The sequence below is a fragment of the Acidovorax sp. SUPP2825 genome, assembly GCF_030158995.1.
Taxonomy (GTDB): Bacteria; Pseudomonadota; Gammaproteobacteria; order Burkholderiales; family Burkholderiaceae_C; genus Paracidovorax.
Map to the genome: position 1 here is coordinate 223631 of NZ_BQXK01000007.1, position 26030 is coordinate 249660.

At 67.7% G+C, this 26030-nt stretch carries 21 protein-coding genes and 1 pseudogene; 9 read left to right on the top strand and 13 right to left on the bottom strand.

Translation table 11 applies throughout. From position 1 onward, the window contains the following. Positions 1 to 99 precede the first annotated feature (99 nt). Positions 100 to 539: pseudogene (locus tag AVAK2825_RS11480) on the bottom strand (acyl-CoA thioesterase). Positions 540 to 580: 41 nt separating this feature from the next. Between AVAK2825_RS11480 and AVAK2825_RS11485 the strand changes: the two are divergent. Continuing rightward, on the top strand, positions 581 to 2410 hold the full coding sequence (locus AVAK2825_RS11485; RefSeq protein WP_284398178.1) for an ABCB family ABC transporter ATP-binding protein/permease: 1830 nt from the start codon (positions 581 to 583) through the stop codon (positions 2408 to 2410). 58 nt (positions 2411 to 2468) lie between these two features. Here the strand turns inward: AVAK2825_RS11485 and AVAK2825_RS11490 are convergent, their stop codons facing one another. Genes AVAK2825_RS11490 through AVAK2825_RS11500 form a run of 3 tightly spaced genes read right to left on the bottom strand, consistent with a single transcriptional unit; the run spans position 2469 to position 5404 of the window. Next, positions 2469 to 3500 (bottom strand): DctP family TRAP transporter solute-binding subunit, encoded by a 1032-nt coding sequence (locus tag AVAK2825_RS11490; RefSeq protein ID WP_272565140.1) that lies wholly within the window; start codon positions 3498 to 3500, stop codon positions 2469 to 2471. A 51-nt stretch (positions 3501 to 3551) separates the two neighbouring features. Then, the gene (locus tag AVAK2825_RS11495) at positions 3552 to 4850 is read right to left on the bottom strand and encodes a TRAP transporter large permease (RefSeq protein ID WP_284398182.1); all 1299 of its coding nucleotides are present in this window, start codon (positions 4848 to 4850) and stop codon (positions 3552 to 3554) included. Next, a complete protein-coding gene (locus tag AVAK2825_RS11500; protein WP_284398191.1) occupies positions 4847 to 5404 on the bottom strand; it encodes a TRAP transporter small permease in 558 nt (185 codons plus the stop codon). Before AVAK2825_RS11500 ends, AVAK2825_RS11495 begins: the two co-directional genes overlap by 4 nt. A gap of 198 nt (positions 5405 to 5602) precedes the next feature. Here AVAK2825_RS11500 and AVAK2825_RS11505 point away from each other — a divergent pair, with 198 nt between their 5' ends. The 7 genes from AVAK2825_RS11505 (at position 5603) to AVAK2825_RS11535 (ending at position 11645) form a co-directional block, all read left to right on the top strand. Continuing rightward, positions 5603 to 6541, top strand: coding sequence for a LysR substrate-binding domain-containing protein (locus AVAK2825_RS11505; protein WP_272565137.1), 939 nt, complete (start codon positions 5603 to 5605; stop codon positions 6539 to 6541). Positions 6542 to 6726: 185 nt separating this feature from the next. Continuing rightward, positions 6727 to 7614, top strand: coding sequence for an amino acid ABC transporter substrate-binding protein (locus AVAK2825_RS11510; RefSeq protein WP_284398194.1), 888 nt, complete (start codon positions 6727 to 6729; stop codon positions 7612 to 7614). 122 nt (positions 7615 to 7736) lie between these two features. Further along, positions 7737 to 8639 (top strand): amino acid ABC transporter substrate-binding protein, encoded by a 903-nt coding sequence (locus tag AVAK2825_RS11515; protein ID WP_272565135.1) that lies wholly within the window; start codon positions 7737 to 7739, stop codon positions 8637 to 8639. Positions 8640 to 8761: 122 nt separating this feature from the next. Next, positions 8762 to 9493 (top strand): amino acid ABC transporter permease, encoded by a 732-nt coding sequence (locus AVAK2825_RS11520; RefSeq protein WP_272565134.1) that lies wholly within the window; start codon positions 8762 to 8764, stop codon positions 9491 to 9493. 1 nt (position 9494) lies between these two features. After that, complete coding sequence (locus AVAK2825_RS11525; RefSeq protein ID WP_284398199.1) at positions 9495 to 10187, top strand: amino acid ABC transporter permease; 693 nt, start codon at positions 9495 to 9497, stop codon at positions 10185 to 10187. A gap of 23 nt (positions 10188 to 10210) precedes the next feature. Next, complete coding sequence (locus AVAK2825_RS11530) at positions 10211 to 10948, top strand: amino acid ABC transporter ATP-binding protein (protein ID WP_272565132.1); 738 nt, start codon at positions 10211 to 10213, stop codon at positions 10946 to 10948. A gap of 211 nt (positions 10949 to 11159) precedes the next feature. Continuing rightward, a complete protein-coding gene (locus AVAK2825_RS11535; protein ID WP_502870526.1) occupies positions 11160 to 11645 on the top strand; it encodes a hypothetical protein in 486 nt (161 codons plus the stop codon). A gap of 62 nt (positions 11646 to 11707) precedes the next feature. Here the strand turns inward: AVAK2825_RS11535 and AVAK2825_RS11540 are convergent, their stop codons facing one another. Then, positions 11708 to 14203 (bottom strand): glucose/quinate/shikimate family membrane-bound PQQ-dependent dehydrogenase, encoded by a 2496-nt coding sequence (locus AVAK2825_RS11540; protein ID WP_284398202.1) that lies wholly within the window; start codon positions 14201 to 14203, stop codon positions 11708 to 11710. Between the two features lie 309 nt (positions 14204 to 14512). On the opposite strand from AVAK2825_RS11540, the gene AVAK2825_RS11545 reads away from it, so the two are divergent. Beyond that, complete coding sequence (locus AVAK2825_RS11545) at positions 14513 to 15475, top strand: tripartite tricarboxylate transporter substrate binding protein (protein WP_284398206.1); 963 nt, start codon at positions 14513 to 14515, stop codon at positions 15473 to 15475. Positions 15476 to 15554: 79 nt separating this feature from the next. Here the strand turns inward: AVAK2825_RS11545 and AVAK2825_RS11550 are convergent, their stop codons facing one another. The 8 genes from AVAK2825_RS11550 to AVAK2825_RS11585 all read right to left on the bottom strand — a co-directional run bounded on the left by AVAK2825_RS11550 (position 15555) and on the right by AVAK2825_RS11585 (position 25939). Beyond that, complete coding sequence (locus AVAK2825_RS11550; protein ID WP_502870529.1) at positions 15555 to 16382, bottom strand: HAD-IIB family hydrolase; 828 nt, start codon at positions 16380 to 16382, stop codon at positions 15555 to 15557. Positions 16383 to 16501: 119 nt separating this feature from the next. After that, the gene (locus AVAK2825_RS11555; protein WP_284398212.1) at positions 16502 to 18346 is read right to left on the bottom strand and encodes a hypothetical protein; all 1845 of its coding nucleotides are present in this window, start codon (positions 18344 to 18346) and stop codon (positions 16502 to 16504) included. Between the two features lie 88 nt (positions 18347 to 18434). Further along, positions 18435 to 20237: a hypothetical protein gene (locus AVAK2825_RS11560; protein WP_284398215.1), complete on the bottom strand. Its 1803-nt coding sequence runs from the start codon at positions 20235 to 20237 to the stop codon at positions 18435 to 18437. Next, positions 20234 to 21247: a glycosyltransferase family 2 protein gene (locus AVAK2825_RS11565; protein ID WP_284398218.1), complete on the bottom strand. Its 1014-nt coding sequence runs from the start codon at positions 21245 to 21247 to the stop codon at positions 20234 to 20236. Before AVAK2825_RS11565 ends, AVAK2825_RS11560 begins: the two co-directional genes overlap by 4 nt. Beyond that, a complete protein-coding gene (locus AVAK2825_RS11570; RefSeq protein ID WP_272565124.1) occupies positions 21244 to 21597 on the bottom strand; it encodes a DMT family transporter in 354 nt (117 codons plus the stop codon). The genes AVAK2825_RS11565 and AVAK2825_RS11570 overlap by 4 nt, the downstream gene beginning before the upstream one ends. Before the next feature lie 21 nt (positions 21598 to 21618). Continuing rightward, a complete protein-coding gene (locus AVAK2825_RS11575; RefSeq protein ID WP_284398221.1) occupies positions 21619 to 22977 on the bottom strand; it encodes a hypothetical protein in 1359 nt (452 codons plus the stop codon). 104 nt (positions 22978 to 23081) lie between these two features. Next, positions 23082 to 24710, bottom strand: coding sequence for a peptide chain release factor 3 (locus tag AVAK2825_RS11580; protein WP_284398224.1), 1629 nt, complete (start codon positions 24708 to 24710; stop codon positions 23082 to 23084). Between the two features lie 191 nt (positions 24711 to 24901). Then, positions 24902 to 25939 (bottom strand): acyltransferase family protein, encoded by a 1038-nt coding sequence (locus tag AVAK2825_RS11585; RefSeq protein WP_284398227.1) that lies wholly within the window; start codon positions 25937 to 25939, stop codon positions 24902 to 24904. Positions 25940 to 26030: the final 91 nt, after the last annotated feature.

Consider the following 26030-nt stretch of genomic DNA (forward strand, 5'->3'; position numbering starts at 1 on the left):
GCGATCAATCCCGGCGTGCGCCGAGGGCGCGCTTCACCGACCTGCCACGTACGGCCCGTGGCAGGCCAGGCGTTTCGCGCCGGGGTTTACTCCACGTTCTCAGCCTGCCGCGCCGCCCTCGGGCGCTGCGGTGGCCGGCAGCGGACGGGGCCTGCCTGCGGCATCAATGGCCACATAGGTCAGCCGTGCTTCCGTGACCTTCACATACCGGCCCTGCGCTGAAAAGCGCTCTGCATACACCTCGACCTCCACCGTGACCGAGGTGCGTCCGGTGCGCGCGTGACCGCCGAGAAGAACGAAAGAATGTCCCCCACGCGAACGGGCTGCTTGAATACGAATTCGTTCACCGCCACGGTGGCCATGCGGCCCTGCACATAGCGCGCCGGCAGCACCGATCCCGCCAGGTCCACCTGGGCCATGACCCAGCCGCCGAAGATGTCGCCGTTGGCGTTGCAGTCGGCCGGCATCGGAATCACCTTGAGCACCAGCTCCTTGTCGGTGGGCAATTCGGTCAACGCAGCGCTGGTAAGGGCGGTCATGGGCACAATCTCGGTAAAAACAACAACCGGAATTGTCCTTCATGCGCCCCCACGGCGAATCCCCACCCCCTCTCGTCGCGCGCCCCGGCGCCGGCTCCCGCACCGACTGGGCCACGCTCGGCCGGCTCGTTCCCTATCTCTGGCAATACAAATGGCGGGTGATCGCGGCGCTGGTCTTCGTCGTGGGGGCCAAGGTGGCCAACGTCGGGGTGCCGCTGCTGCTCAAGCAATTGATCGATGCCATGTCGATCGCTCCGGGCGACCCCGCCGCCGTGGTGGTCGTGCCCATCGCCCTGTTGCTGGCCTATGGCGGGTTGCGCCTTTCCACCTCCATCCTGACCGAACTGCGGGAACTGGTCTTCGCCAAGGCCACGCAGGGCGCGGCCCGCAGCATCGCGCTCCAGACGTTCGAGCACCTGCATGCCTTGAGCCTGCGCTTTCACCTGGAGCGGCAGACGGGCGGCATGACGCGCGACATCGAACGCGGCGTGCGCGGCATCGAATCACTGATCTCGTTCACGCTGTTCAACATCGGCGCCACCCTGATCGAGGTGTTCCTGGTGCTCACCGTGCTGGCCGTCAAGTTCGACGCGTGGTTCGCCTGGATCACGCTGGGCGCCCTGGGCCTGTACATCGCGTTCACCGTGCTGCTGACCGAATGGCGCACGAAGTTCCGCCGGCAGGCCAACGAGTTCGACTCGGCCGCGCACGCCAAGGCGGTGGACTCGCTGCTGAACTACGAGACCGTCAAGTACTTCAACAACGAGGCGTTCGAAGCCCAGCGCTACGACGAAAGCCTGCAGCGGCTGCGCCATGCGCGGCTCAAGAGCCAGACCTCGCTGTCGCTGCTGAACACTGGGCAGCAGCTCATCATCGCCACCGGCCTCGTGGCCATGCTGTGGCGCGCCGCGCAAGGCGTGGCGGATGGCCGCATGACGCTGGGCGATCTGGTCATGGTGAACGCCTTCATGATCCAGCTCTACATTCCGCTCAACTTTTTGGGCGTGATCTACCGCGAGATCAAGCAGAGCCTGACCGACCTCGACAAGATGTTCACCCTGATGGACAAGGAGCGCGAGGTGGCCGATGCGCCCGGCGCCCAGCCGCTGGTCCACCTGGAGCACCCGGCCGTGCGCTTCGAAGACGTGCACTTCGCCTACGAAAGCCGTGCGGGCAGCGCGCGGCCCATCCTGCACGGCATCAGCTTCGAGATTCCTGCCGGCAAGACGGTGGCGGTGGTGGGGCCCTCGGGCTCGGGCAAGTCCACGCTGGCGCGCCTGCTCTTTCGCTTCTACGACATCCAGTCGGGCCGCATCACGGTGGCCGGTCAGGACATCCGGGCCGTGACGCAGGACAGCCTGCGGCGCGCCATCGGCATCGTGCCGCAGGACACCGTGCTGTTCAACGACACCATCGCCTACAACATCGCCTACGGCCACCCGGGCGCAGCGCAGGATGCCGTGGAAGCCGCCGCCCAGGCCGCGCGCATCCATGGCTTCATCGCCGCCACGCCGCTGGGTTATGCCACGCAGGTGGGCGAGCGCGGCCTCAAGCTCTCCGGCGGCGAGAAGCAGCGGGTGGCGATCGCGCGCACGCTGCTGAAGAACCCGCCGATCCTGATCTTCGACGAGGCGACGTCTGCGCTCGATTCAGCCAATGAGCGGGCCATCCAGGCCGAGCTGAAAAGCGCGGCGCGCAACAAGACGGCCCTGGTGATCGCGCACCGCCTCTCCACGGTGGTGGATGCGCACGAGATCCTGGTGATGGAAGCCGGCCGCATCATCGAGCGCGGCACCCATGCCGCGCTCCTGGAGCAGGGCGGCCGCTACGCCAGCATGTGGGCGCTGCAGCAAAGCGGAGAGGCCGGCTGACGGGCCGCCGCAGCGCGCCTCGATGCGCGGGCGCCGGCGCGCAGGCCGGCCCGGCCCGTCAGGGCTTGCGCGCGGCGATCGCCTTCTCGGCCTGGTCCACCAGGTCCGCGCCGATCTGGCCCTTCCACTTGTCGAACACCGGGCGCGTGGCCTTGGCGAAGGCGGTGCGCTCGGCGGGGCTGAGCTGGGTCACCGTCACCCCGTGGCTGGCGATTTCCTTGAGCAGGGGCTTGTCGGCCTCGACCATGCCCTTGCGCGCGATGGCGATCTGTTCCTTGCCGGCGTCGATGGCGGCCTGCTTGACGATTTCGCGGTCGGCGGGCGTCCAGGAATTCCAGATGTCCTTGTTGACCACGAAGATCAGCGGGTCGTTCATGTAGCCCCACAGGGTCATGTATTTCTGCGCCACGGTGTAGAGCTTGGCGGCCATGTAGACCGACACCGGGTTCTCCTGCCCGTCCACGGCGCTGCTGGCCATGGCGGGCTGGGCGTCGGCCCAGCTCATCTGGGTGGGATTGGCGCCCAGTGCAGAGAAGGTGTCCAGGAACAGCGGCGAGCCGACCACGCGGATCTTCAGGCCCTTGAGGTCTTCGGGGCTCTTGATGGGGCGCTTGGAGTTGGAGATTTCGCGGTAGCCGTTCTCGCCCCAGGCCAGCGGCACCACGCCGGCCTTGTCCAGCGTCTGGAAGATGCTCTTGCCCACCTCGCCTTGCGTCACCGCATCCACGGCGGCGTAGTCTGGAAACAGGAAGGGCAACGAGAACAGGTTGAGTGGCTTGACCTGGGGCGACCAGTTGATGGTGGAGCCCACGGCCATGTCGATCACGCCCTGGCGCAGCGCGCTGAACTCGCGCGTCTGGTCGCCCTGGATCAGCGAAACGCCGGGGTACAGCTTGATGTTGATGCGGCCTTGCGTGCGTTCGCGGACCTTGCTGGCCCACAGTTCGCCGCCCTTGCCCCAGGGGAAGGCGGTGCCCAGCACCAGCGACATGCGGTATTCGCTCTTGTAGTTTTGCGCCAGGGCCGGCGTGGCGAAGGCCAGTGCGGCGGCGGCAGCGACGGCGCTGGTGAGGAAGGTGCGCAGTTTCATGGTTTCAGTCTCCTGGTTCTCGGTGAAAAGGGGGCGGTGGGGTCGATGGGGTCAGTAGCCCAGGCGGGCGGGCAGCCACAGCGCCAATTGCGGGAAGGCGATGACCAGCACCATGACGACGAACATCGCCAGCAGCATCGGCCCCACCCAGCGCACGGTGGACTCCATGCGCACGCCGGCGATGCGGCACGACACCATGAGGTTCACGGCCAGCGGCGGCGTGAACTGGCCCAGGGCGACCTTGAGCGTGAGGATGACGCCGAACCACACCGGGTCCCACTGGTAGTGCTGCATGATGGGCAGCAGCAGCGGCACGAAGATCAGGAAGATCGAGATGCCGTCGAGGAACATGCCCACCGTGATGAGCAGCAGGATCAGCAGCGCCATCACGCCGTATTCGCCCAGGCCCGAGTTCACGATGGCTTTGGCCACCGGATCGATCACGCCCAGCGTGGACAGCGAGAACGCGAAGATGCCGGCCAGCGACACCACCAGCAGGATCACGGCCGAGAGCTCACCCGCCTCGCGCAGGATGGGGAACAGGTCGCGCACCCGGATGGTCCGGTGGATGCACATGCCCACGAACAGGCCGTAGAACACCGCCACCACGGCCGCCTCGGTGGGGGTGAACCAGCCCGCCCGCATGCCGCCCAGGATCAGCACCGGCGCGGCCAGGCCCCAGGAGGCCTCGCGCAGGCTGCGCCAGAACGGCGGGCGCGGCATGGAGGATTCGAGCGCGCCCATCTTGTGCCGGCGGGCCAGCCACACCGCGGGCACGATCAGCGCGATGCCGGCGAGCACGCCGGGAATCATGCCGGCCGCGAAGAGCGCGGGCACCGAGGCGCCCGGCACCAGCACCGAATAGATGATGAACGCGACGGAAGGCGGGATCAGGATGTCGGTGGCCGCCGCGGCCCCCACCACGCTGGCGGAGAACGAGCCCGGATAGCCCGCCCGCGACATGGCCGCGATCATCACGCCACCCACCGCAGCCGCATTGGCCGGCCCCGAGCCGGAGATGCCGCCCAGGAACATCGCCACGGCGATGGCCACCAGGGGCAGCATGCCCGGGCCGCGGCCCACGATGGCCACCGCGAAGTTCACGAGCCGAAGCGCCACCCCGGAGCGGTCGAAGATCGAGCCCACGAGCACGAACATGGGAATGGCCAGCAGCGGGTACTTGCCCAGGCCGGCATAGAAGTTCTGGGGCACGGCCAGCAGGCCGAACCATTGGCTGTCGGCATTGGCCAGCGCAATGGCCGCCACCCCCGCCAGCCCCAGCGCGGCGCCGATGGGCACGCCCACGAACATCATGGCGAGGAACGCCACGAACAGCAGGGTCGCGATCATGCGGAAGTGTCCTGCCGGCCTGCCGAGGAGGCCGTGCGGCCCCGGCGGATGAACAGCCCCACCGCCCGCCAGGTGATCAGTGCGGACAGCAGCGGCAGCCACACCGAGTACCACCACTGCGGTACGCCGATGCCGGGAGAGGTCTCGCCGAAGCGGTAGTCGTCCCACACCACCCGCACGCTCAGCACGGCGATCACGCCGAACAGCAGCGCCACCATCAGCGCACCGAAGCGCGCCAGCGCGTGCCGGCGAGCCGCCGAGCCGCCCTCGGCGAACCATTCGATGCGGATGTGCTGATCGCGCGCGACCGCGGCGGAGCCCGCCACCAGCGCCAGGACGATCATGAGGAAGACCGAGATCTCCTCGGTCCAGGCGAAGGAGGAGTTGGTGAAGTAGCGCACGAGCACGTTGGCGAAGGTGATGAGGGCCAGCGCCGCCATCACGATGACGGTGAGCCAGTCTTCGATGCGCAGTGAGCGGGGAGCGTCGTCGGGCGGTGCGGCAGGCCGTGCCGCGTCGTGGGGCGCGGGCCCGGACGGGGGAAGTGAGGACATGGGAGGCAGAGGGTCGAGAGAACGGACAACGTGGCGATGCGGGTCACTCTGCCCGCCGGCCTTGTGCGCCAGGGGCCCGGACGGGGCGGCGCTCGGAGCGCCGAAGCCATTTTGCAAGCAAACGTGGCAGGGCCCGGTGCAGGGTTTCCCCAAGGGGCCTTGCGCCACAGGCACGCGCGGCCCCCGATAATGCGCGCCATGGAAACCAAGTGGCTCGAGGATTTCGTCAGCCTCGCGGAAACGCGCAGCTTCAGCCGTTCAGCGCAATTGCGCCACGTGACCCAGCCGGCGTTCTCGCGCCGCATCCAGGCGCTGGAGGCCTGGGCCGGCACCGATCTGGTGGACCGCAGTTCCTACCCGACCCGGCTCACGCCCGCGGGCAAGACGCTCTACGAGGAAGCGCTGGAGATGCTGCAGGCCATGCAGAACACCCGCGCCATGCTGCGGGCCCACACCAGCGCCGGCAAGGACATGATCGAGTTCGCGGTGCCGCACACGCTGGCCTTCACGTTCTTTCCCGCCTGGCTGTCGAGCCTGCGCGAGCGTTTCGGGCCGGTCAAGAGCCGCCTCATCGCGCTCAACGTGCACGATGCCGTGCTGCGCCTGGTGGAGGGGGGGTGCGACCTGCTGATCGCCTACCACCATCCCTCGCAGCCCTTCCAGCTCGACGCCGACCGCTACGAAATGGTGACGCTGGGCCAGGAAATCCTCTCGCCCTATTCGCGCGCCAATGCCGACGGCCAGCCGCTGTTCAGCCTGCCGGGCCGCGCGGGCGAGCCGCTCCCCTACCTGGGGTATGCACCCGGGGCCTATCTGGGCCGCGTGACGGATTTGATCCTCAAGCAGTCGGGAACGGCCATCCACCTGGACCGCGTCTATGAAACCGACATGGCCGAGGGATTGAAGGCGATGGCGGTCGAGGGGCACGGGGTGGCCTTCCTGCCGCACAGCGCGGTCAAGAAGGAACTGCGCTCGCGCCGCCTGGTCAGCGCGGCGCCCCCGGGCGTGGAGGACCTGCAGATGGCGATGGAAGTGCGGGCCTACCGCGAAAAGCCGTCCGGCAAGGAGCCCTCCAAGGGCATCGCGCAGTCGCTGTGGACCTACCTGCAGGCCCACAGTACGGACAAGCCCCTTTGACCGCAGGGTCAGGTTATGTGTCAAATGCATATTCCACCGTGCATTTGGCATTGGAAAGACCGTGTGACGGGACGTACATTCCGTCCCGGCGTCCGGAGCGAAGTGCACAAGCCTTCACCCAACAGAGAGGCCCGGCCTGGCACGGTGTTTGCTCAGGTTAGAACTTACGAACTTTGAGACAAGCCATGAAAACATTCCATTGGAAGGCCGTATGGGGCGTTGCCGCCTTGTGCTGGGGCATGGCTGTCTCCGCGCAAGGGGTACTGGAGCGGGTCACCGCCGGCGGCAAGCTGGTGCTGGCCTACCGGGAATCCTCGGTGCCCTTCTCCTATGTGGACGCCGGCAAGCCCGTGGGCTATGCGGTGGAGCTGTGCCAGCGGATCGCCGAGGTCGTTCGCAAGAAGACCGGCCGCAAGGACATGGACGTGGAATTCGTGCCGGTCACCTCGGCCAACCGCATGGAGACCATCGAGAAAGGCCGCGCCGACATGGAGTGCGGCTCCACCACCAACAATGCCGAGCGCCGCCAGGTCGTGGCGTTCACCGTGCCCCACTTCATCACCGGCGCCCGCCTGCTGGTGCCGGCCCAGAGCAACGTGGACCGCATCGAAGACCTCAGCGGCAAGAAGCTCGTGTCCACCAAGGGCACCACGCCCTTGAAGGCGGCCCAGCAGATCAACCGCGAGCGGCTCCTGCAGATCAACATCGTCGAAGCCCCGGACCATGCCCGGGCCGTCGAGATGGTGGAAAAGGGCGAGGCCGATGCCTTCGCGATGGACGACGTGCTGCTCTACGGCCTGGCGTCCAACCGCCCCAATCCGGCCGCCTTGAAGGTGGTCGGCAAGTTCATCACCACCGAGCCGCTGGCCATCATGCTGCCCAAGAACGACCCCACGTTCAAGAAGCTGGTGGACGACGAGATGCGCCGGCTGATCACCAGCCGCGAGATCTATCCCATCTACGACAAGTGGTTCGCCCAGCCCATCCCCCCGTCCAACCGCGCGCTCAATCTTCCGGTGAGCTATCTCTTGCGGGATTTCTGGCGCTATCCCACCGATCAGGTTCCGTTTTGAGCGCCGTTTTTCAGCTGCGCTGACCCGATGTTCCGGGTATTCGGCATGGTGGCGAATTCCACTCCGTGCCACTATCTAGAATGATTGTTTCCGTTGTATCCGTAAGTTCTAAGGAGATCCTGATGAAGAAGCATTTGCTGGCAGTCGCCATCACCGCCCTGGCCGCAGGGAGCGCATTCGCGCAAGCCAACGACACGCTGGCCAAGATCAAGGCCTCCGGCACGATCACCGAAGGTGTTCGCGAATCCTCCGGCCTGTCGTACACCCTGGGTGACGGCAAGTACACGGGCTTCCACTACGACGTGTGCGCCAAGGTGATCGCCGACGTGCAAAAGCAGCTCGGCCTGGCCAAGCTGGACGTCAAGTACCAGCCCGTCACGTCGCAAAACCGCATCCCCCTGGTGCAAAACGGCACCGTGGACATCGAGTGCGGCTCCACCACCAACAACGCGGCCCGCCAGAAGGACGTCGCCTTCGCGGTCACGACCTATGTCGAGGAAGTGCGCATCGCCGTCAAGGCCGATTCGGGCATCACCGGCATCAAGGACCTGAACGGCAAGAACATCGCCACCACCACGGGCACCACCTCGGTGCAGACGCTGCGCAAGAACAAGCGCGCCGAAGGCCTGACGTTCAAGGAAGTGTTCGGCAAGGACCATTCCGACAGCTTCCTGCTGCTGGAATCCGGCCGCGCCGACGCCTTCATCATGGACGGCTCGATCCTGGCTTCCAACATCGCCAAGTCCAAGAGCCCCAACGATTTCAAGATCGTCGGCGAAGTGCTGAGCGTGGAACCCATCGCGATCATGATCCGCAAGGACGACCCCGCCTTCAAGAAGGCCGTGGACGACAGCATCAAGGCGCAGATCAAGTCCGGCGACATGGCCAAGCTGTACGACAAGTGGTTCCTGCAGCCCGTGCCCCCGAACAACGTGAAGATCGGCCTGCCAGCGAGCGAAGCGACGAAGGCGGCCTGGGCGAACCCCAACGACAAGCCCATGGAAGAGTACGCCACCAAGGACTGAGCGCCCGGCGCTCGCATGCGGCAAACGCCCACCTGACGGTGGGCGTTTGTTTGTTTCCCCGGCAGGGATGCCCGGGATGGGGCGCCAAGTTTGAAGACAACGAGATTTGAGAAGGATTTCCCATGGGATCAAATTGGGATTGGCAAGTCTTCCTGCAGGACCCAGGGGGTGAATACCCGACCTACCTCCAGTGGATGCTCTCTGCCTGGGGCTGGACGGTGTCGGTGGCCCTGCTGGCCCTGGTCATCGCGCTGGTGATGGGATCGATCGTCGGGACACTGCGCACGCTGCCCGACAACAAGGTGCTGGTCGGCTTCGGCAATGCCTGGGTCGAGCTGTTCCGCAACATTCCGCTGCTGGTGCAGATTTTTCTGTGGTACCACGTGCTGCCGGCGATCTTCCCGGTGCTCAAGGGCGTCTCGGGCTTCATCCTCGTGGTGCTGGCGCTGGGCTTCTTCACCTCGGCGCGGATCGCCGAGCAGGTGAGGGCGGGCATCCAGGCCCTGCCGCGCGGCCAGCGCTACGCGGGCATGGCCATGGGCTTCACCACCGTGCAGTACTACCGCTACGTGCTGCTGCCGATGGCGTTTCGCATCATCATTCCGCCGCTCACGAGCGAGACGATGAACATCTTCAAGAACTCGTCCGTGGCCTTCGCCGTGTCGGTGGCCGAACTGACGATGTTCGCGATGCAGGCGCAGGAAGAGACCTCGCGCGGCATCGAAATCTACCTGGCCGTGACGGGCCTGTACGTGATCTCGGCCTTCGCCATCAACCGCATCATGGCCTTCATCGAAAAGCGCACGCGCGTTCCCGGCCTGATCGTGTCCGGCGGCACGGGGGGAGGCCACTGACATGATGAATCTCGACCTTTCCTTCTACAGCTGGGACATCATCAGCAAGTTCGTCGTCAAGGGCTTTTACTTCAGCATCATGCTGACGCTGATCGCCACGGTCGGCGGCATCCTGCTGGGCACCGTGCTGGCGCTGATGCGCCTGTCGGGTAAGAAGTGGCTGGACGCGCCGGCCACGTTCTACGTCAACGGCATGCGCAGCATCCCGCTGGTGATGGTGATCCTGTGGTTCTTCCTGCTGGTGCCGGCCTCGTTCTACGCGGCCCTGCCCGGCGGAATCGGCACGAGCTACCGTTCGGAGCTGTCGGCCATCATCACCTTCATCGCCTTCGAGGCCGCGTACTTCAGCGAGATCATGCGGGCCGGCATCCAGTCGATCTCCCGCGGACAGGTGTTCGCGGGCCAGGCGCTCGGGATGACCTACGGCCAGAACATGAAGCTCGTGATCCTGCCGCAGGCGTTCCGCAACATGCTGCCCGTGCTGCTCACGCAGACCATCATCCTGTTCCAGGACACTTCGCTGGTCTACGCCATCGGCGCCTACGAGATGCTCAAGGGCTTCGAGACGGCGGGCAAGAACTATGGGCGGCCGATCGAGGCCTACCTGCTGGCAGCCGTCGTGTACTTCGCGATGTGCTTCGCACTGTCCTGGGTCGTCAAGCGCCTGCACCGGAAAATCGCCATCATCCGCTGAGCGGAAAGAGTGAGGAAATAGCAATGATTGAAATGAAGAATGTCTCGAAGTGGTACGGCAGCTTCCAGGTGCTGACCGACTGCTCCACTTCCATCCAGAAGGGCGAAGTCGTGGTGGTGTGCGGCCCTTCGGGCTCCGGCAAGTCCACGCTGATCAAGACCATCAACGCGCTGGAGCCCTTCCAGAAGGGCGAGATCTTCGTGGACGGCATCGCCGTGCACGACCCCAAGACCAACCTGCCCAAGCTGCGCAGCCGCGTGGGCATGGTGTTCCAGCACTTCGAACTGTTCCCCCACCTGTCGGTGACCGAGAACCTGACGATCGCGCAGATCAAGGTGCTGGGCCGCGGCGCGGACGAGGCCAAGAAGCGCGGCCTCAAGATGCTGGACCGCGTGGGCCTGTCGGCGCACAAGGACAAGTTCCCCGGCCAGTTGTCGGGCGGCCAGCAGCAGCGTGTGGCGATCGCCCGTGCGCTGTCGATGGACCCCATCGTGATGCTGTTCGACGAACCCACGTCCGCCCTCGACCCCGAAATGGTGGGCGAAGTGCTGGATGTGATGGTGGGCCTGGCCAATGAAGGCATGACCATGATGTGCGTGACCCACGAAATGGGCTTCGCGCGCAAGGTCAGCAACCGCGTGATCTTCATGGACGTGGGCGGAAAGATCCTGGAGGACTGCTCCAAGGACGATTTCTTCAACAACCCGGATGCCCGTCAGCCGCGCACCAAGGACTTCCTCAACAAGATCCTGCAGCACTGATCGCTGCGAGCCCCCGAGCCCCTGCGCCCCTGTCGGCAACAGCAGGGCACCAACGAGAAGCGCCCCCCGGCGCTTTTTTCATGGGCATCCAGGCAGGGACGGCGGGGCGGCGCAACAATGGAGCGCCCTGGCGGATGGGCCGTGGTTCGCGGCGTCCGCTTCCTTTCCCCCCGGCGTGCTCGTTGCCGCCTTTCCTGGATTCCCATTGCCCATGCCATTGCCCGAGGACATTCAGGCCGACGATGCAGCCGCTGGCGGCGCGCGTGCAGGCGCTGGTGCGGGTCGGGAGGTGGATGCCCGTGCGGGAGCGCATGGTCCGGGCTGGCAGATCGTGCACCTGCACTCCTCGGCCCCGCCGCAGCCGGACCAAGGCGCGCCCTGCAACGGCTGCGGCCTGTGCTGCCTGGCCGAGCCCTGCCCGCTGGGCATGCTGGTGTCGCGCCGCCGGCATGGCCCGTGCGCGGCGCTGCGCTGGCGGGAGGAAGGCGCTGGGGGCGATGCCGCACCGGGCCGCTATGTCTGCGGCATGGTCGCGGACCCCGGCGAGGTCACGGGCTGGCGCAGCGCCTGGGCCGTGCGGCTGATGCGCGCGCTGGTCAGGCGTTGGATCGCGGCCGGCATCGGCTGCGATGCGCCGCCGCTGAGGGTGCCTGAGGGGGCGGTCCATCCCCAAAAGGATCCGGGCAATTTGCTATAAAAATAATAGCTATATGCCCTAGTATCGATTGTGCTGGAGGCCTTTTTTGTCTCAAAGCCTCGTCACGTGCGCGGCAGGGCGTAGGCGATCAGCCAGTCCCCCGTGCGCGTACCGAGCGAGCCGTGTCCGCCTGCCGCCACCACGATGTACTGCCGGCCATCGGCCCCGGTGTAGGTCATCGGGGTGGCCTGGCCGCCCGCGGGCAGGCGGCTCTTCCACAGCTCGTTGCCGTTGGAGACATCGTAGGCCCGCACGTAGTAGTCGAGCGTGCCGGACAGGAAGGCCACGCCGCCGGCCGTGGTCACCGGGCCGCCCAGGTTGGGCACGCCCATCTTGAACGGCACGGGCACGGGGGCCAGGTCGCGCACGGTGCCGTTCTTGTGCTTCCAGATGATCTTGCCCGTGGTCAGGTCCGCGCCGGCCACGTAGCCCCAGGGCGGTGCCTGGCAGGGAATGCCCAGCACCGAGACGAAGGGCTTCAGGCGCACGGCGAACGGCGCGCCCACGTTCTCGTTCAGCGCGGGCAGCATGCCGTGCGGCGGCGCGCCGCCGGGCTGGACCAGCAAGGTGGTGTCGTCGGTGCGCGGGATGAGCTGCGAGGTGAAGGCCAGGTAGGTGGGCGTGGTGAAGGCCATCTCGCGCTGCGGGTCCACGGCCACGCCGCCCCAGTTGAACACGCCGAAGTTGCCGGGATAGACCAGGGTGCCGCGGGTGGAGGGCGGGGTGAAGCGGCCTTCGAAGCGCAGCTTCTCGAACGCGATGCGGCACATGAGCTGGTCGAAGAGGGTCACGCCCCACATGTCCGCGCCGGTGAGCGGTGCGGGGTCGAACGACAGGGCCGATTTGGGCTGCGTGGGCGCGGTGCGGTCGCCCTCGGCGGCGCCCTGGGGGGCGGGCACCTCGGTCACCGGCAGGATGGGGGTGCCGGTGCGACGGTCGAGCACGAAGACCTCGCCCTGCTTGGTGGGCTGCACCAGCGCGGGCACGCGCTCGCCCTTGACGGTCAGGTCCACCAGGCTGGGCTGCGCGGGCACGTCGTAGTCCCACAGGTCGTGGTGCACGGTCTGGAAGTGCCAGCGCACGCGGCCGGTGGCCAGCTCGAGCGCCACGACGGAGGACGAATAGCGCTCCACCTCGGGGCTGCGGCGGCCGCCCCACTGGTCGGGCGGCTGGTTGCCCATGGGCACGTAGACCAGGCCCAGGGTTTCGTCCACGCTGGAGATCGACCAGCTGTTGGGCGAATTGGCGGTGTAGGTCTCGCCGGGGCCGATGGGCGCGGTGGCCTCGGGTTTGGCCGAATCCCAGTTCCACACCAGCGCGCCGGTGTGCACGTCGTAGGCGCGGATCACGCCGGACTGCTCCTTGGTGGAGGCGTTGTCCAGCACGGTGCCGCCGATGATGACGAGATCGCGCGTGACCACGGCGGGCGAGGTCGAGTAGTAGGCGCCGGGGCGGCGGTTGGGCATGCCGGTCCACAGGTCGATCTGCCCGGTGCCGTTGCCGAAATCGGTGCACAGGCCGCCGGTGCGCGGGTCCAGCGCGAGCAGCCGGCCATCGGCCGTGGGCATGAACAAACGCCCTTCGCAGGACGCCGTAGGCAGGGCGGGTGCCGAGGCCGGCACCGGTGTGGCCGGCTTGGCTGCGGGTGGGGAAGAGGGTGCTGGCGCGGCCGTCGGAACGGCCGTGGCGCCGGCGGCAGCCGGTTCGGGGGGCTGGTACGACAGGCCGCGGCAGGTCAGGTGCTGCAGCGCCAGTTCGCCTTTGCCCTGCACCTGGGTGTCGTAGCGCCAGACCTGCGCGCCGGTGGTCGCGTCGAGCGCAATGACCGACTGGTGCGGGGTGCACAGGTACAGGCGGTTGCCGACCTTCAGCGGCGTGACCTCGAAGGTCGTTTCCTGCGGATCGCCGGGCTCGCCGCGCACGTCGCCGGTGCGGTACTGCCAGGCGACCTCCAGGCCGCGCACGTTGTCGGGGGTGATCTGGCCCAGCGGGGAATAGCGCTGGCCCTCGCCGGTGCGGCCGTAGGCATGCCATTCGCCGGGCGGGATGGCGCCGTGGTCGCCAGGGCCGCCAGCCGCGGCAGGCACCGTGGTGGTGGGGGTGGGGGCGGCATGCGCGGCGAAGGCGCCGGGCACGTCGTGCGCGTCATGGAACCACGAGGCCACGGCCACGGCCAGAAAGGCCGCCAGCGTCACGCCCAGCGCGCGGCGCGGGCCGCGCTGCGATGGCGAGACCAGGCCGCGGGACACCCAGGGCGTGAGCAGCAGCACCCCCAGCACGAAGAACACGTCGCCCCGTGCGGCGAGCGGCCACCAGTCCAGCCCGGCCTCCCACAGCGACCACAGCAGCGTCACCAGCACCAGCCCGGCATAGACCCACAGGGCGGCGGGGTTGCGCTGGGCCAGCATCCAGCCGGCGAGCAGGGTGGCCAGACCCGCGGGCAGGTAGTACCACGAGCCGCCCAGGGCGATGAGCCAGACCCCGCCCACGCCGATGGCCAGGCCGATCACGACGAGAAGCACCCCCAGGAAAACAGGCGCGTGGCGTTGGTTGGGCATGACCATTCCTCTTGAATAGGCAGTTCCCGGGCATGGCCTGCGGGCCGGATGTGCGGGGGGGGTTGGGGCTGGGAAGCGGCACGCTGGAAGTCGCGTGCGCCGGGGGTGACGTTAAGCGGGCACCCCGCGCCGCCGTGTCGGTTCCGCCCGTCGGCCCATGTAGGACGAACGCACCGGCCCTTCCGGCGCCGCTGCAATGCGGTCCGTGCATGACACGTGGGCGACAGATCCTCAGGGTTTCCGGCCTGCAGGGACAGGGCTACCCTGCGCTGCAATGGCGGTTGCTTACTTTGCGAGAACCGACCGACCATGCAGCGCCGCCATCTCATTCAGCTCGGGGCCGCGGCCCTGGCCGCCCCCGCCCTCACCGCCCGTGCCCAATCCTTTCCCGCCCGGCCCATCAAGCTGGTGATCGCCTTCCCGGCCGGCGGGCCCACCGACATCACCATGCGCGTGCTGGCCGACAGCGCCGGCAAGGCGCTGGGCCAGCCGGTCATCGTGGACAACAAGCCCGGCGCCGGCGGCACGCTGCCCGCGCAGCTGCTGCAGTCCTCGGCGGCCGACGGCTATACGGTGGCGCAGATCCCGCTGGGCGTGTTCCGCATGCCCTACACCACCAAGATCAACTGGGACCCGGTCAAGGACATCACCTATGTGCTGAACGTCACGGGCTACGCCTTCGGCGTGGTGGTGCCGGCCGACTCGCCGTTCAAGACCTGGGCGGACTTCGTGGCCTATGCCAAGGCCAACCCCGGCAAGCTCAGCTACGGCTCCACCGGCACGCTGACCAGCCCGCACCTCACGATGGAGCTGGCCGCGCAGCAACTGGGCCTGCAACTGCTGCACGTGCCGTACAAGGGCAGCGCCGACCTGATGCAGTCCATCCTGGGCGGGCAGATCATGGCCGCGGCCGACTCCACCGGCTTCGCGCCGCAGGTCGAGGCGGGCAAGCTGCGCGTGCTGAACACCTGGGGCGCCGAGCGCTTGGCGAAATTCCCCGATGCGCCCACGCTCAAGGAGCTGGGCATCGACGTGGTGCAGAACTCGCCCTTCGGCATCGGCGCACCCAAGGGCACGCCGCCGGACGTGGTCAAGCGCCTGCACGATGCGTTCAAGCAGGCGATGGACCAGGAGTCCTACCGCACCGCGCTGGCGCGCTACGACATGGTGCCGATCTACATGGACAGCGCGCGCTACCGCCAGTTCGCGCAGGACACCTTCACGCGCGAGAAGGCGCTGGTGGAAAAGCTGGGCCTGGGCAAGCCGCTGTAGTCCCCCTCGCACCGGGGCGGGGCACCGCTTGCGATGGGTTTTTTTGCTATGAAGATAATAGCTACAAGGGCAATATCTTCTAGGGCATGCGGCCCATCGCACCCAAAATGGCCTGCGCGACCTCGGCAAAGCCCGCGCCGCGCTCGCCCCGGGTGACGTAGCGCGGCCGGTGGCGCAGCTGCGGCACGAAGCGCGCCACGTTCGCCACGCCCACGCTGTGGGCGAAGCGCTCGAACATCAGCTGGTCGTTGGTGGAGTCGCCCACGTACACCCAGCGGTCGATCTCGGCGTCCAGGTCGCGCCCCAGGCGCTCGCGCACGATCCAGCGGGCGCCCTCCAGCTTGTTGTGCGCCCCGAACCAGCCGTTGATGTGGATGCTGCTCACCGTGGCATGCATGCCCGCCGCGTGCAGGCGGTCCACCACCTGGTCGATGGCGGCCTGCGGCAGGTGCACGAACTCGCTGTGGTCGATGGCGATGTCGCACTCGCGCCCGGCGGAATCGGTGGCGCGGCGCGCGCCCGGCACTTCGCGCTCGATCTGCGCCAGCACGGCCTGCATCCGCGCGTAGTTGGCCGCCCGCGTCGGCGCATCCTGTTGATACCATTTCGATAGGACGATGCAGGCGTCTTCATTGCGCGCAAGGGCATTCTGGTCCCGCTCCGCCACCAGCGCCACCGCGCCGTTCTCCGCCACGATGGCGTCCACGGGCCACGCGGCCGCGAAGGGCTCGCTCCAGCCCACGGGGCGCCCGGTGATCGGGATCACGTGCAGGCCCGCCGCTTTCAGGTCCGCGATGGCGGCCAGCGCATCGGCAGTGATGGCGCCATCGGTGGTGAGGGTGTCGTCGATGTCGGTGAACACCCCGGCGAGCGTGGCCGGCGGTTGCCACGCGGCCAGGGGCTGCAAGGTGGCGGGGAGCGGGGAGGGCGAAGGCATGGCGGTGGCAGGAAAAGGCGTGGCCGGAAAGTCGGGAAGGGGAGGCGCCCACCAGGGCCTGGGCCGCCCCGTTGGGCGTCCCCTGGCCCTCAGCGCTTGGCGAACTCGATGATGGCCCGGTAGAAGCGGTCGGAGCCGTCCTTCGTGTTGTCCGGGCCCAGTTCCATGCGGTTCACGCCGTTTTCGGCGCTGCCCTTGAACCGGTTCGGAATCACGGAAAAGTAGTACGGGCTGATGAAGCGCGCGCCGCCGGTGTAGTGCGACTGCATGGCCGCCAGGTGGGCACCGTCGCGCTTCCACTGCTGCGGATTGAATTCCGGCACGCCGTAGTCGGCGATCTTGCGTTCGGCCAGGAACCCTCGCACCCAGTCGCTGTCGGTGGCGCCGCCATACAGGTTGATGCCGTGCTTCCAGGGCAGCGAGCCGTGCAGGGTCTGGTCCGCCGCGAAGAGCTGCGGGTTCCAGGAGGAGTTCACGTTGGGCACGATCTGGTGGGAGTACAGCTTGTCGGCCGGCAACCCTTCGCTCGAGGCGATGCGATGGAACTCGCCCAGCAGCCGCGCCACCTGCTGCTCGCGGTAACGGTTCCAGTCCCTCGCCAGTGGGTTGAACAGCACGCCCTGCTGCGGCTTGGGCAGGTCGAGCCACGAGCGCACGCCAGGCAGCTCGCTCGCGGCCTTCATGCCGAAGACCTCCGGCGGGCGGCGGGTGGGCGGCGCCACGCGGCGGTCGCGCGGCATCACCGTGAACTCGGTCTGCGCCACCTCGAAGCGCGCCCCGCCCACACGCGCCACGATCTGCGCCATGTGCTTGCCGGGGCGCAGGGCGCTGAAGTCCACGTCGGTGCGAAAGCCCACGTTCGGCGTGGTGACCTCGTCCAGCGCGCGGTACACGTCCAGCCGGTTGTAGCTGCGCCCCACCGGGCCGATGTAGCGCGCATCCAGGTACAGGTCGAGGCCGGTCACGCGGCCTGCGGGGTCCCACAGCCAGCCGGAGAGCGGCAGGGTGCCGTCGGCGAAGGCGTCGTAGTGCTCGCCCAGGCTGCTGGCCGGCTCGCGGCTCACATCGTGCGACGGGGCGGGAACGGTGTTGAACGCGGCATAGGCCGTCCCGGCCTGCCGGTTGAGCGCCGCGATGCTGCCGTACTGCCTGGCCAGGTAGGCCTGGAAGCCCGCCACCGAGGCCGGGCTGTAGTCGGTGGTGCGGATGTTCTGGTACTCGCCCATGCCGTGTTCGAAATCGGGGAACAGGTGGTGCAGTTCGCCCGCGAGCGTGATGGCGACGATGCGCTGCTGCTGCTCCGCAGGCAGGGCCTTGATGCGCCGAGCCACGTAGCGCAGGGCCTCGTAGCGGTAGCGGTTGACCGGAATGCTGGCATCCGTCTCCAGCGTATAGGGCGCGATGCGGTAGCCGAAGTAGCCCAGTTCCAGCGGCTTGCCCCCAGGCAGTTGCATGAGGTTGCGCGGGTCTTGCTCCAGCTCGTCGGTCAGGGGACCGGCGGAGTCGAAGTGGTCCCCGGCCAGGTACAGCACGACGGGGCGCTTCACATCGGCCACGAGCTGCAGGAATTCATCGACCCGCGCGGTGTCGATCTCCCAGCCCGTGGCGGTCCTGCGGTACAGCGCCAGCAGCTGGAGCGTGGACGTGAAGCCGATCTGCACCTGCCCCCGCGGGCCGCCGGGCTCCAGCGTGTCGAGCAGGCGGTTGATCGCCGCCGCGCCCGTGCGCTTGCGCGCGCGGCACAGATCGATGGCGGCTTCGTAGGTCTTGACCCGCGGGTCGTTGGCGGCCTCGTCGCACACCATCGTGCCGACGATGGTCGGGGCGACGATGAACGGCGCGCGCGCCGGGCGGGGGGCGGTGTCCGCGTGCGCAGCGGCTCCCAGCAGGGACAGTGCCGCCGCCAGAATCCGTTGAGCGTTGAAAAAGCGCATGGCAGAGTGTCCGTCAAGGAAAAGAACTGCAAGGCCATGTCCGGCCGTGCAGAAGGTCCCCGGTGTGGGGCTAGGGAAAAGCGGAGTCTCAGGGCGGGCTGAGCGCCTTCTCCCGGTAGAAACGTCCCTCGCTGGCCTCGTACAGGCCCAACTCGCTGAACTGCATGCGCGTGCCCGGCTTGCAGTGGAACTCCATCGTCAGGCGACCTGGCGGGCCGGGCATCAACAGCGGCATCGTGCCCCAGGTGATGTCCTGCCCGGCCTTCAGGCCGTCCAGGCGCACGAGGCTGGCGCGTGCGGCACCATCGGGCCGGGTGTAGCCCACCCACAGGCGCTGGCATTGGCCTTCCAGACGCTCCAGCGGCAGCCGCAGGATGGAGATGCCATCCATCTTGAAGGCCTTCGCGCGCCACTCGACCAGGGCTTTCCCGGACGCCATGGGCACCTCGGCCGTGAACGGGTCGCCTTCCCACCCCTGCGTCTGGACCGTGCCGGGCTCGGCCATCTGGAGCAGCACGGGGTGCCCGAGGCTCAGGTCGGGCATGAGCGGCGCGCTGGTGCGCAGGTGGTAGGCCCCCAGCGCCACGCCCGCAACGATGGTGGCCAGGGCGCCGCCCAGGGCCATGCCCCGGCGTGGCTGGCGCCACAGCATCGCCACGCCTTGCGCGGCCAGCAGCACGAACAGAATGTCGAGCGCGCTGATGCTGTAGCGCGGGTTGTAGAGCACCGGCACGTGCACCGCGCACTGGTAGGCTGCGGCGCCGGTGACCATCCACACCATCAGGTGCCGGCGTCCGCCCCACGCCCCCAGGCACGCCAGGATCACCAGCACCACGCGCCAGGACCGGTCGTTCATGACATGGCGGTCCAGGTGCGCGCGGCTGAAGAACAGCACGGCGCCGAGCTTTTGCACGTACATCTGCGCCAGCACCGGGAAGGGCGTTTCGCGCAGCATGGTCTTGGCCACGGCCATCAGGCGGCGGTCGCCCTCGATCGAAAGGTGCCCCTGGCCGTCCGTGATGGTGGACTCGTCATGGACCAGTCCGAAGTACGGCGGCTCGTAGCCGGACAGCACGGGGTTGCTGCCGAAGTACAGCGCCGCGCCTGTGCCCGTGGCGACAATGGGCCGGCCGAATTCCTCGTTCTGCCGCGCCATGTAGGCGCCTACCAGTGCGAGGGCGATCAGGTGCACCGCCGCGATGCGCACGGCCGCCCCGCGTTGCGCGCCCTGCAGCTTGCGCGATGCGGCGAAGAACGCCACCACGGCGAACGGCAGCCAGTACATGTAGGTCCCGCGGGTCAGGGTGGCCGCGGCGAGGGCCAGGCCCGCCAGAACCACGGCGCCGATCCGCCAGCGCGCTGCGCGCGCACCGGCCGTGGTGTCTACCGCATAGGTGGTGGCCCAGAGCCACACGGCAACCAGGAACACGAAGGGCGCTTCGCCCATGAGCACCGCCCCGGCCTCCACCAGCATGTGGGGCAGCACGAACAGCCAGGCCGCGGCGGCGGCGGCTACGCGGCCGCCGATCCTGCGTGCGGCATCGAACGTGAGCACCAGCGCCACGAGCGAGATCGCGAGATTCGCGGCCTTGACGGCCACCGGGTCTGCCCCCGAAAGCGCCATGTAGACGACCGCGCCGGGCGCCACCTTGAGCATCTTCGGATCGCTGAACAGCTGCGCCGCATCCTCCAGCAACTGGCGCGCCAGCGGCAGGTAGGTGTGCAGCGAGTCGAACGGAATTTCCACCCGCGTGAGCACTTCCACCGTGCGCGCCGCGTAGAAGATGAGGGGCACGACCAGCCCCCACAGCATCCAGTGCAGGGTGGCGCGCTCGGACGGTGCGAGGGTGTGGCTGGCGTTGGGAGCGATGTGGCCCTGGGAGACGCTCATGGCGTGGCCTTTCCCGCCAGGTCGGCGGCGGCATCGAGGTCGTCCGGATGCAGGTAGGTGCTCAGCGGCTCGGTGGGCACGCTGCCCACGTCGTAGTGCAGGAACGCCACCAGGAACTGGATGCCGATGAGCACCGGCAGCGCCGCCAGCATCACGGTGCCGCTCGTGGCCGGATGGGTGCCGTAGGCGCTGTTGATCCAGTGCATCGCCCCGAACAGGCCCCCGGCCAGCAGCAAAAGCATGCCGAAGAGGCTGTAGATGGAGCCCACGTTGAAGTCGCGCACCAGGTAGCTGTACACATAGCGCCGGGCCAGGCGCGATGCGTGCTTCTTCAGGAATTCGGGCAGGACCTTGCCGATCTTGAGGTTCGATTCTTCGTCCGCGTACACGGCGTCCATGGGCACGTCGCGCACCACCGCCCGCAGCGTGTTCAAGCGGAACAACATGTCGGTCTCGAAGAAATAGCGGCGCTCCAGCTTGTCCAGCGGCAGCTCGCGCAGCACGCTGGTGTGGATGGCGGTGTAGCCGTTCGTCGGGTCCATGATGGACCAGTAGCCGCAGCTGAGCTTGGTCATGAACGACAGCACGGCGTTGCCGAACAGGCGCATCCCGGGCATGCCGCGCACCGATTCGGGCCGGAAGAAGCGGTTGCCCTTGGTGTAGTCGGCCCGGCCGTCCTGGATGGGGCGCACGAAGAGCGGCAGCAGGCGGGGGTTCATCTGGCCGTCGCCGTCGATCTTGACCACGATGTCGATGCCGTCCGCGACGGCCTGGCGGTAGGCCGTGACCACGGCCCCGCCCACGCCCTGGTTCTCGGGGTTGAACAGCACCTGCACGCGCGGGTCGGTGCAGTGCTGCTGGACGAAGGCGCCGCTGCCGTCGGGGCAGGCGTCGTCCACCGCGTAGATGCGGGACACGCTGGCCGGAATCGTGCGGATCACCTCCAGCACATGCTGGGTGACCTTGTAGCAGGGGATGGCGACGGCGACGCTCATGGTGTGCTTCGTCATGCCGAAGCCCTCCCCGCCACGGCGATACCTGCCAGGATCAGCGCCCCCCCGATGAAGGTCTGCAGGTGCAGCGGCTCATCGAGGAACAGCCACCCCAGCGCCGGCACGATCAGGAAGGCCAGTCCCATGAACGGATAGGCCAGGTGCAGCGGTGCGCTGCGCAGCACCCAGATCCACAGCAGCGTGGTCACGCCGTAGAGCGCCAGGGCGACGATGAGCCAGCCGTTGAAGATCCAGTCGGTCAGCACCGGCTGGGCCGGCAGCATCATGGCCGCCTTCTTGAACAACAGTTGCCCGAGCGAGATGCCGAGCACGCACAACAGGGTCAGGGACGTGAGTAAAAGGGACATGGTGAGAAGGCAGGGGGAGTGTCATGCCGACACGGGGCGGGCCGGGGTGGGGCGCCGCAAGGCGAAAGCGGGAAGCAGGGCCAGGGGCAGGGTGAAAAACGGCAGGAGGTAACGGTATTCGCCCGCGGTGGACAGCAGGAAGATGGCCACCAGCTGCACGGCCATGGGCAACGCCACGATCAGCAGGGTCAGGTCGCGCCGGGCGATGCCACGGCACAGGGCCCACGCCAGCAAAAGCATGCCGAGCCAAGGGGTCCACAGCAGCCACCGCCATGCATGGCTGGCCTTTTGCAGGGCGATGAAGCGGCGCTCCACGCCGCGCAGGTCGAACTGGCGAAAGACCGACACCCCCTGCGTGCGCTGCAGCACGTAGGTGGCGTAGGTCACGGAGGGAAAGCCGCCCTGCGCGAGCGCAGCGGCCAGGAAGACGTTGACCCGGCTGGCGATGAAGTCGGGCAGGTTCTGCCAGAGGTTGTAGGTGAAGAATTCACGCACGAGGGCCTTCTGGTCGGGCTGCGGCAGGCCTTGCATCTGCGGGCCTTCGGGATGGAAGACGAGCATGTCCCAGTACGCCGGGTCGGCATAGGCCTGCAGTTGCGGCAGGGGGCGGTAGCGCCCGAGCATCTCGATCGTGGCGGGCGACACCTTGGGCCGGTCCAGCACCCAGGGATCGTTCATGTGGGGGTACTGGTCCCACAGGCGGTTCATGGCCCGGGGCTTGAGAAAGTTCACGGTCTCGAAGACCACCATGGGATAGACGGCTTCCTGTGTCCTGGACGGATGCAGCTGGTGGCCCGCGAACATCGCCGCGCCCACCGCACCGATGACCGCCGCCAGCGTCCAGCGGCTGCGGCGGTCCAGGAGCAGTAGCACGGCAACGGCCGGCAGCAGAAAGACGATGCCGTTCGGCCGGGCGAAGGCCGCGAAGGGCAGCGCCACGGCCACCATGGTCAGCGAGGCCGCGCCCATCGTGCGCTGGCGGGCCGCCAGCCACAGCTCGAACAGCAGGCCGCAGGACGCCACGGCGAAGATGCCGTCCGGGTACAGCGTGCCCATGAAGTAAACCATGTGCGGTGCCAGGCACACCAGCACCAGCACCACCGCGAAGCTCTTTCTCAGGCCCTGCCGCCAGTACCACGCCAGCATGCGGGCGAAGATCAGCGCGCACAGGCACAGCAGCACCGCCACGGGCACTTCCACCCGCCGCGTGCCCTCGTAGAACAGGCGCACGAAGTAGTACCAGAAGACGGTCTTGCCGGAGCGGAAGTCGCCTGCGCGCTCCACCTCCAGCAGGATGGACACCGAGTCCTCCCCCAGGATGCCGGGCCAGAAGGCCATCAGCCAGGTGCCGTACAGCGCCATCAGGGCGCTCCAGATCACCAGAAAGGGGGCGGTTGCCCGCCAGCCATCCCGCGGGGCACGGACCGCGCGGGCCATGGACGGGGATGGCAGCGTCGCTCCCACGGTCGGGCGATGGTCTGCGCTCAACCGGCGGCCTGCAGCGCCAGGCCGGCGTGCTCGCGCAACGGATGGAAATGGATCTTGGGAAACCGCTCCTGGGCCAGGCGCACGTCGTAAGGCGAGGTGCACAGGTAGGCCAGCGTGTCCGCCGCGTCGTGCGCGAGCCGCAGCGGGTAGGCGTCGGTGAACGCACGCAGGTCGGCCGGGCTGTCGGCGGTGATCCAACGGGCGCCGGTGTACTGGCAGCCCTCCAGCCGCACGTCGGCGTCGTATTCGGTCTTGAGCCGGTGCTGCACCACTTCGAACTGCAGCTGACCCACCGCGCCCAGCAGCATGGCACCGCCGGCGTCGGGCTTGAAGACCTGGATCGCGCCTTCTTCGCCGAGCTGGGCCAGGCCCTGCTGCAGCTGCTTGGTGCGCAGGGGGTTCTTCAGGATGACCGTCATGAACAGTTCGGGCGCGAAGAACGGCAGGCCGGTGAACTGCAGGCTGGCGCCGTCGGTGATGGTGTCGCCCAACTGCACGCCGCCATGGGTGGTGAAGCCGATGATGTCGCCCGCATAAGCCTCTTCCACCGCCTCGCGGCGTTGCGACATGAAGGTCACCACGCTGGTGGGGCGCAGTTCCTTGGCGGTGCGTTGCACCTTGAGCTTCATGCCCGGCGTGTACAGCCCCGAGGCCACGCGCACGAAGGCGATGCGGTCGCGGTGGTTGGCGTCCATGTTGGCCTGCACCTTGAACACCACGCCCGAGAAATTCTGGTCTTCGGGCTGCACGGTTTTCTCGACCGGCTGCTTGTTCACCTGCAGGCTGCTCAGGCGGGGACGCGGCGAGGGGGCCAGGTCCACCAGCGCATCCAGCACTTCCATGACCCCGAAGTTGTTCACGCCGGAGCCGAAGAACACCGGCGTCTGCTTGCCGGCGAGGAAGGCCTCGTGGTCCCAGGTGGGCGAGGCGCCCACGGCGAGTTCCATGCTCTCGATGGCGGCGTCGAATTCGCTGCCGAAACGCGCGCGCAGGTTGGCGGCGTCCGACAGGGGAATGGTCTCGAAGTCCTGCGGGCGGCGCTCGCTGCCCGACTCGAACACCGTCATGGCCTGCGTGCGCAGGTTGATGATGCCGCCGAAACCCTTGCCCTGGCCCACGGGCCAGGTCATGGGCACGCAGGGCATGCCCAGCTCGCGCTCGACCTCGTCCAGGATGTCCAGCGGTTCGCGCACTTCGCGGTCCATCTTGTTCACGAAGGTGATGATGGGCGTGTCACGCTGGCGGCAGACCTCGATCAGGCGGCGCGTCTGCGCCTCCACGCCGTTGGCCGCGTCGATCACCATCAGGGCCGAATCGACCGCGGTGAGCACGCGGTAGGTGTCTTCCGAGAAGTCCTTGTGGCCCGGCGTGTCCAGCAGGTTCACCACGTGTTCGCGGTAGGCCATCTGCATGACCGAGCTGGCCACCGAGATGCCGCGCTGTTTTTCGATCTCCATCCAGTCGCTGGTGGCGTGGCGGCTGGCCTTGCGGCCCTTGACGGCGCCCGCGATCTGGATCGCACCCGAGAACAGCAGCAGCTTTTCCGTGAGCGTGGTCTTGCCCGCGTCAGGGTGGGAAATGATGGCGAAGGTGCGGCGGCGCCGTGTTTCGGAGACGTAGGACACTGTGTTTTTTGGTGAGGGCGCGGCGCAGGCGGGTGGGCCGAAGTACGGGCGCCAGGGCCGGCGCGCTGGCGTGCCGCCGCGGAGGGCGCCCGCGGAAAAGTGGCCGTATTCTAATGGCCGCCCTCATGCCGGACCTCGGTGGGACCGCGCCGGCCCGGCCCCGTGGCCGCCGCCTTGGCCGCTCGCAAGGGTCAGGGGGCCGCTTGGGGCGCCACGGGCGTTCGCTGGAACCACCGCTTGAACCGCAGCGCTGGTGATTCCACCAGATGCCAGGAGGCATAGCCTGCCACGGCGGCCAGTGCCACCGACAGCATCAGGCTCGGAATGAACGCCAGATCGGGCCAGAGCGCATACACCGACTGCTGCACCGGACAGCCGTACAGATAGATGCCGTACGACGGGTCCCCGCCGCGCTGCAGGAAGGCCAGCGCGGGCACGTTCAGCGAGCCGATGTGGACCAGCAGCGGCGGCAGCAGGAGCAGGCCCGCCGTGTGCTCCATCTGCAATCTGAAGAACAGCACGGCGGCCAGCGGCGCCAGCACGAGCAGCAGCCGGCCGGAGCGGGCATGGAACGCATCGCGGAAGACGGCGATGAGCGCGCCATAGGTGAAATAGGCGGGGTATTCGAACCAGTGCTGCATCTCGCCCGTCAGGTCCGCATTGCGGGCAGTGAGAAAGAACGCGATGTAGGCCACAGCGGCGAGGCCGGCGAGCCAGCGAGACCGGAACACGCCGAGCAACCCCGCACCCGCCAGCACCAAGTAGCACAGGCTTTCTATCGGGATGGTCCACAAGGGCCCGTTCATCAGGTGCTTGATCGGGTTGTTTTCGAACACGCCCGGCAGATAGGGGTAGTCCTTGATCAGCAGCAGGTTGCGAAAGTAGCCGAGCGTATCGGGGTGGGCCAGAAAGTCCGTGGCCGGCAGCGAGTTGAAGAAGATCCCGAACAGAAAGACGTTGGTGAGCACGGCGAACAGCACCCCGGGCCAGATCCGCAGGAACCGCTTGGACAGGAACGCCAGCGCCTTGGGCTGGCGCAGCCAGCTCTGGGTGACGAGGTAGCCGCTGATCGTGAAGAATGTCATCACCGCCACGCCACCCACCATGTCGGAATGCAGCCAGGTGGGCGACGCGGTGTGCGTGATGTGGAAGTGGTGGCTGAAGATCACCGCGCTCGCCGCGCAGATGCGCATCAGATCGAACAGGTTGCCCCGGTGCTGTGTGGACATTGTCTCTGGGTTCTTCTGGCCCGTTGGGGGCGTATTGTTTGTTGGCTTGTTGTCATGGGCGGCACCTCGAATCCATGCCGGTCTCGGTTCT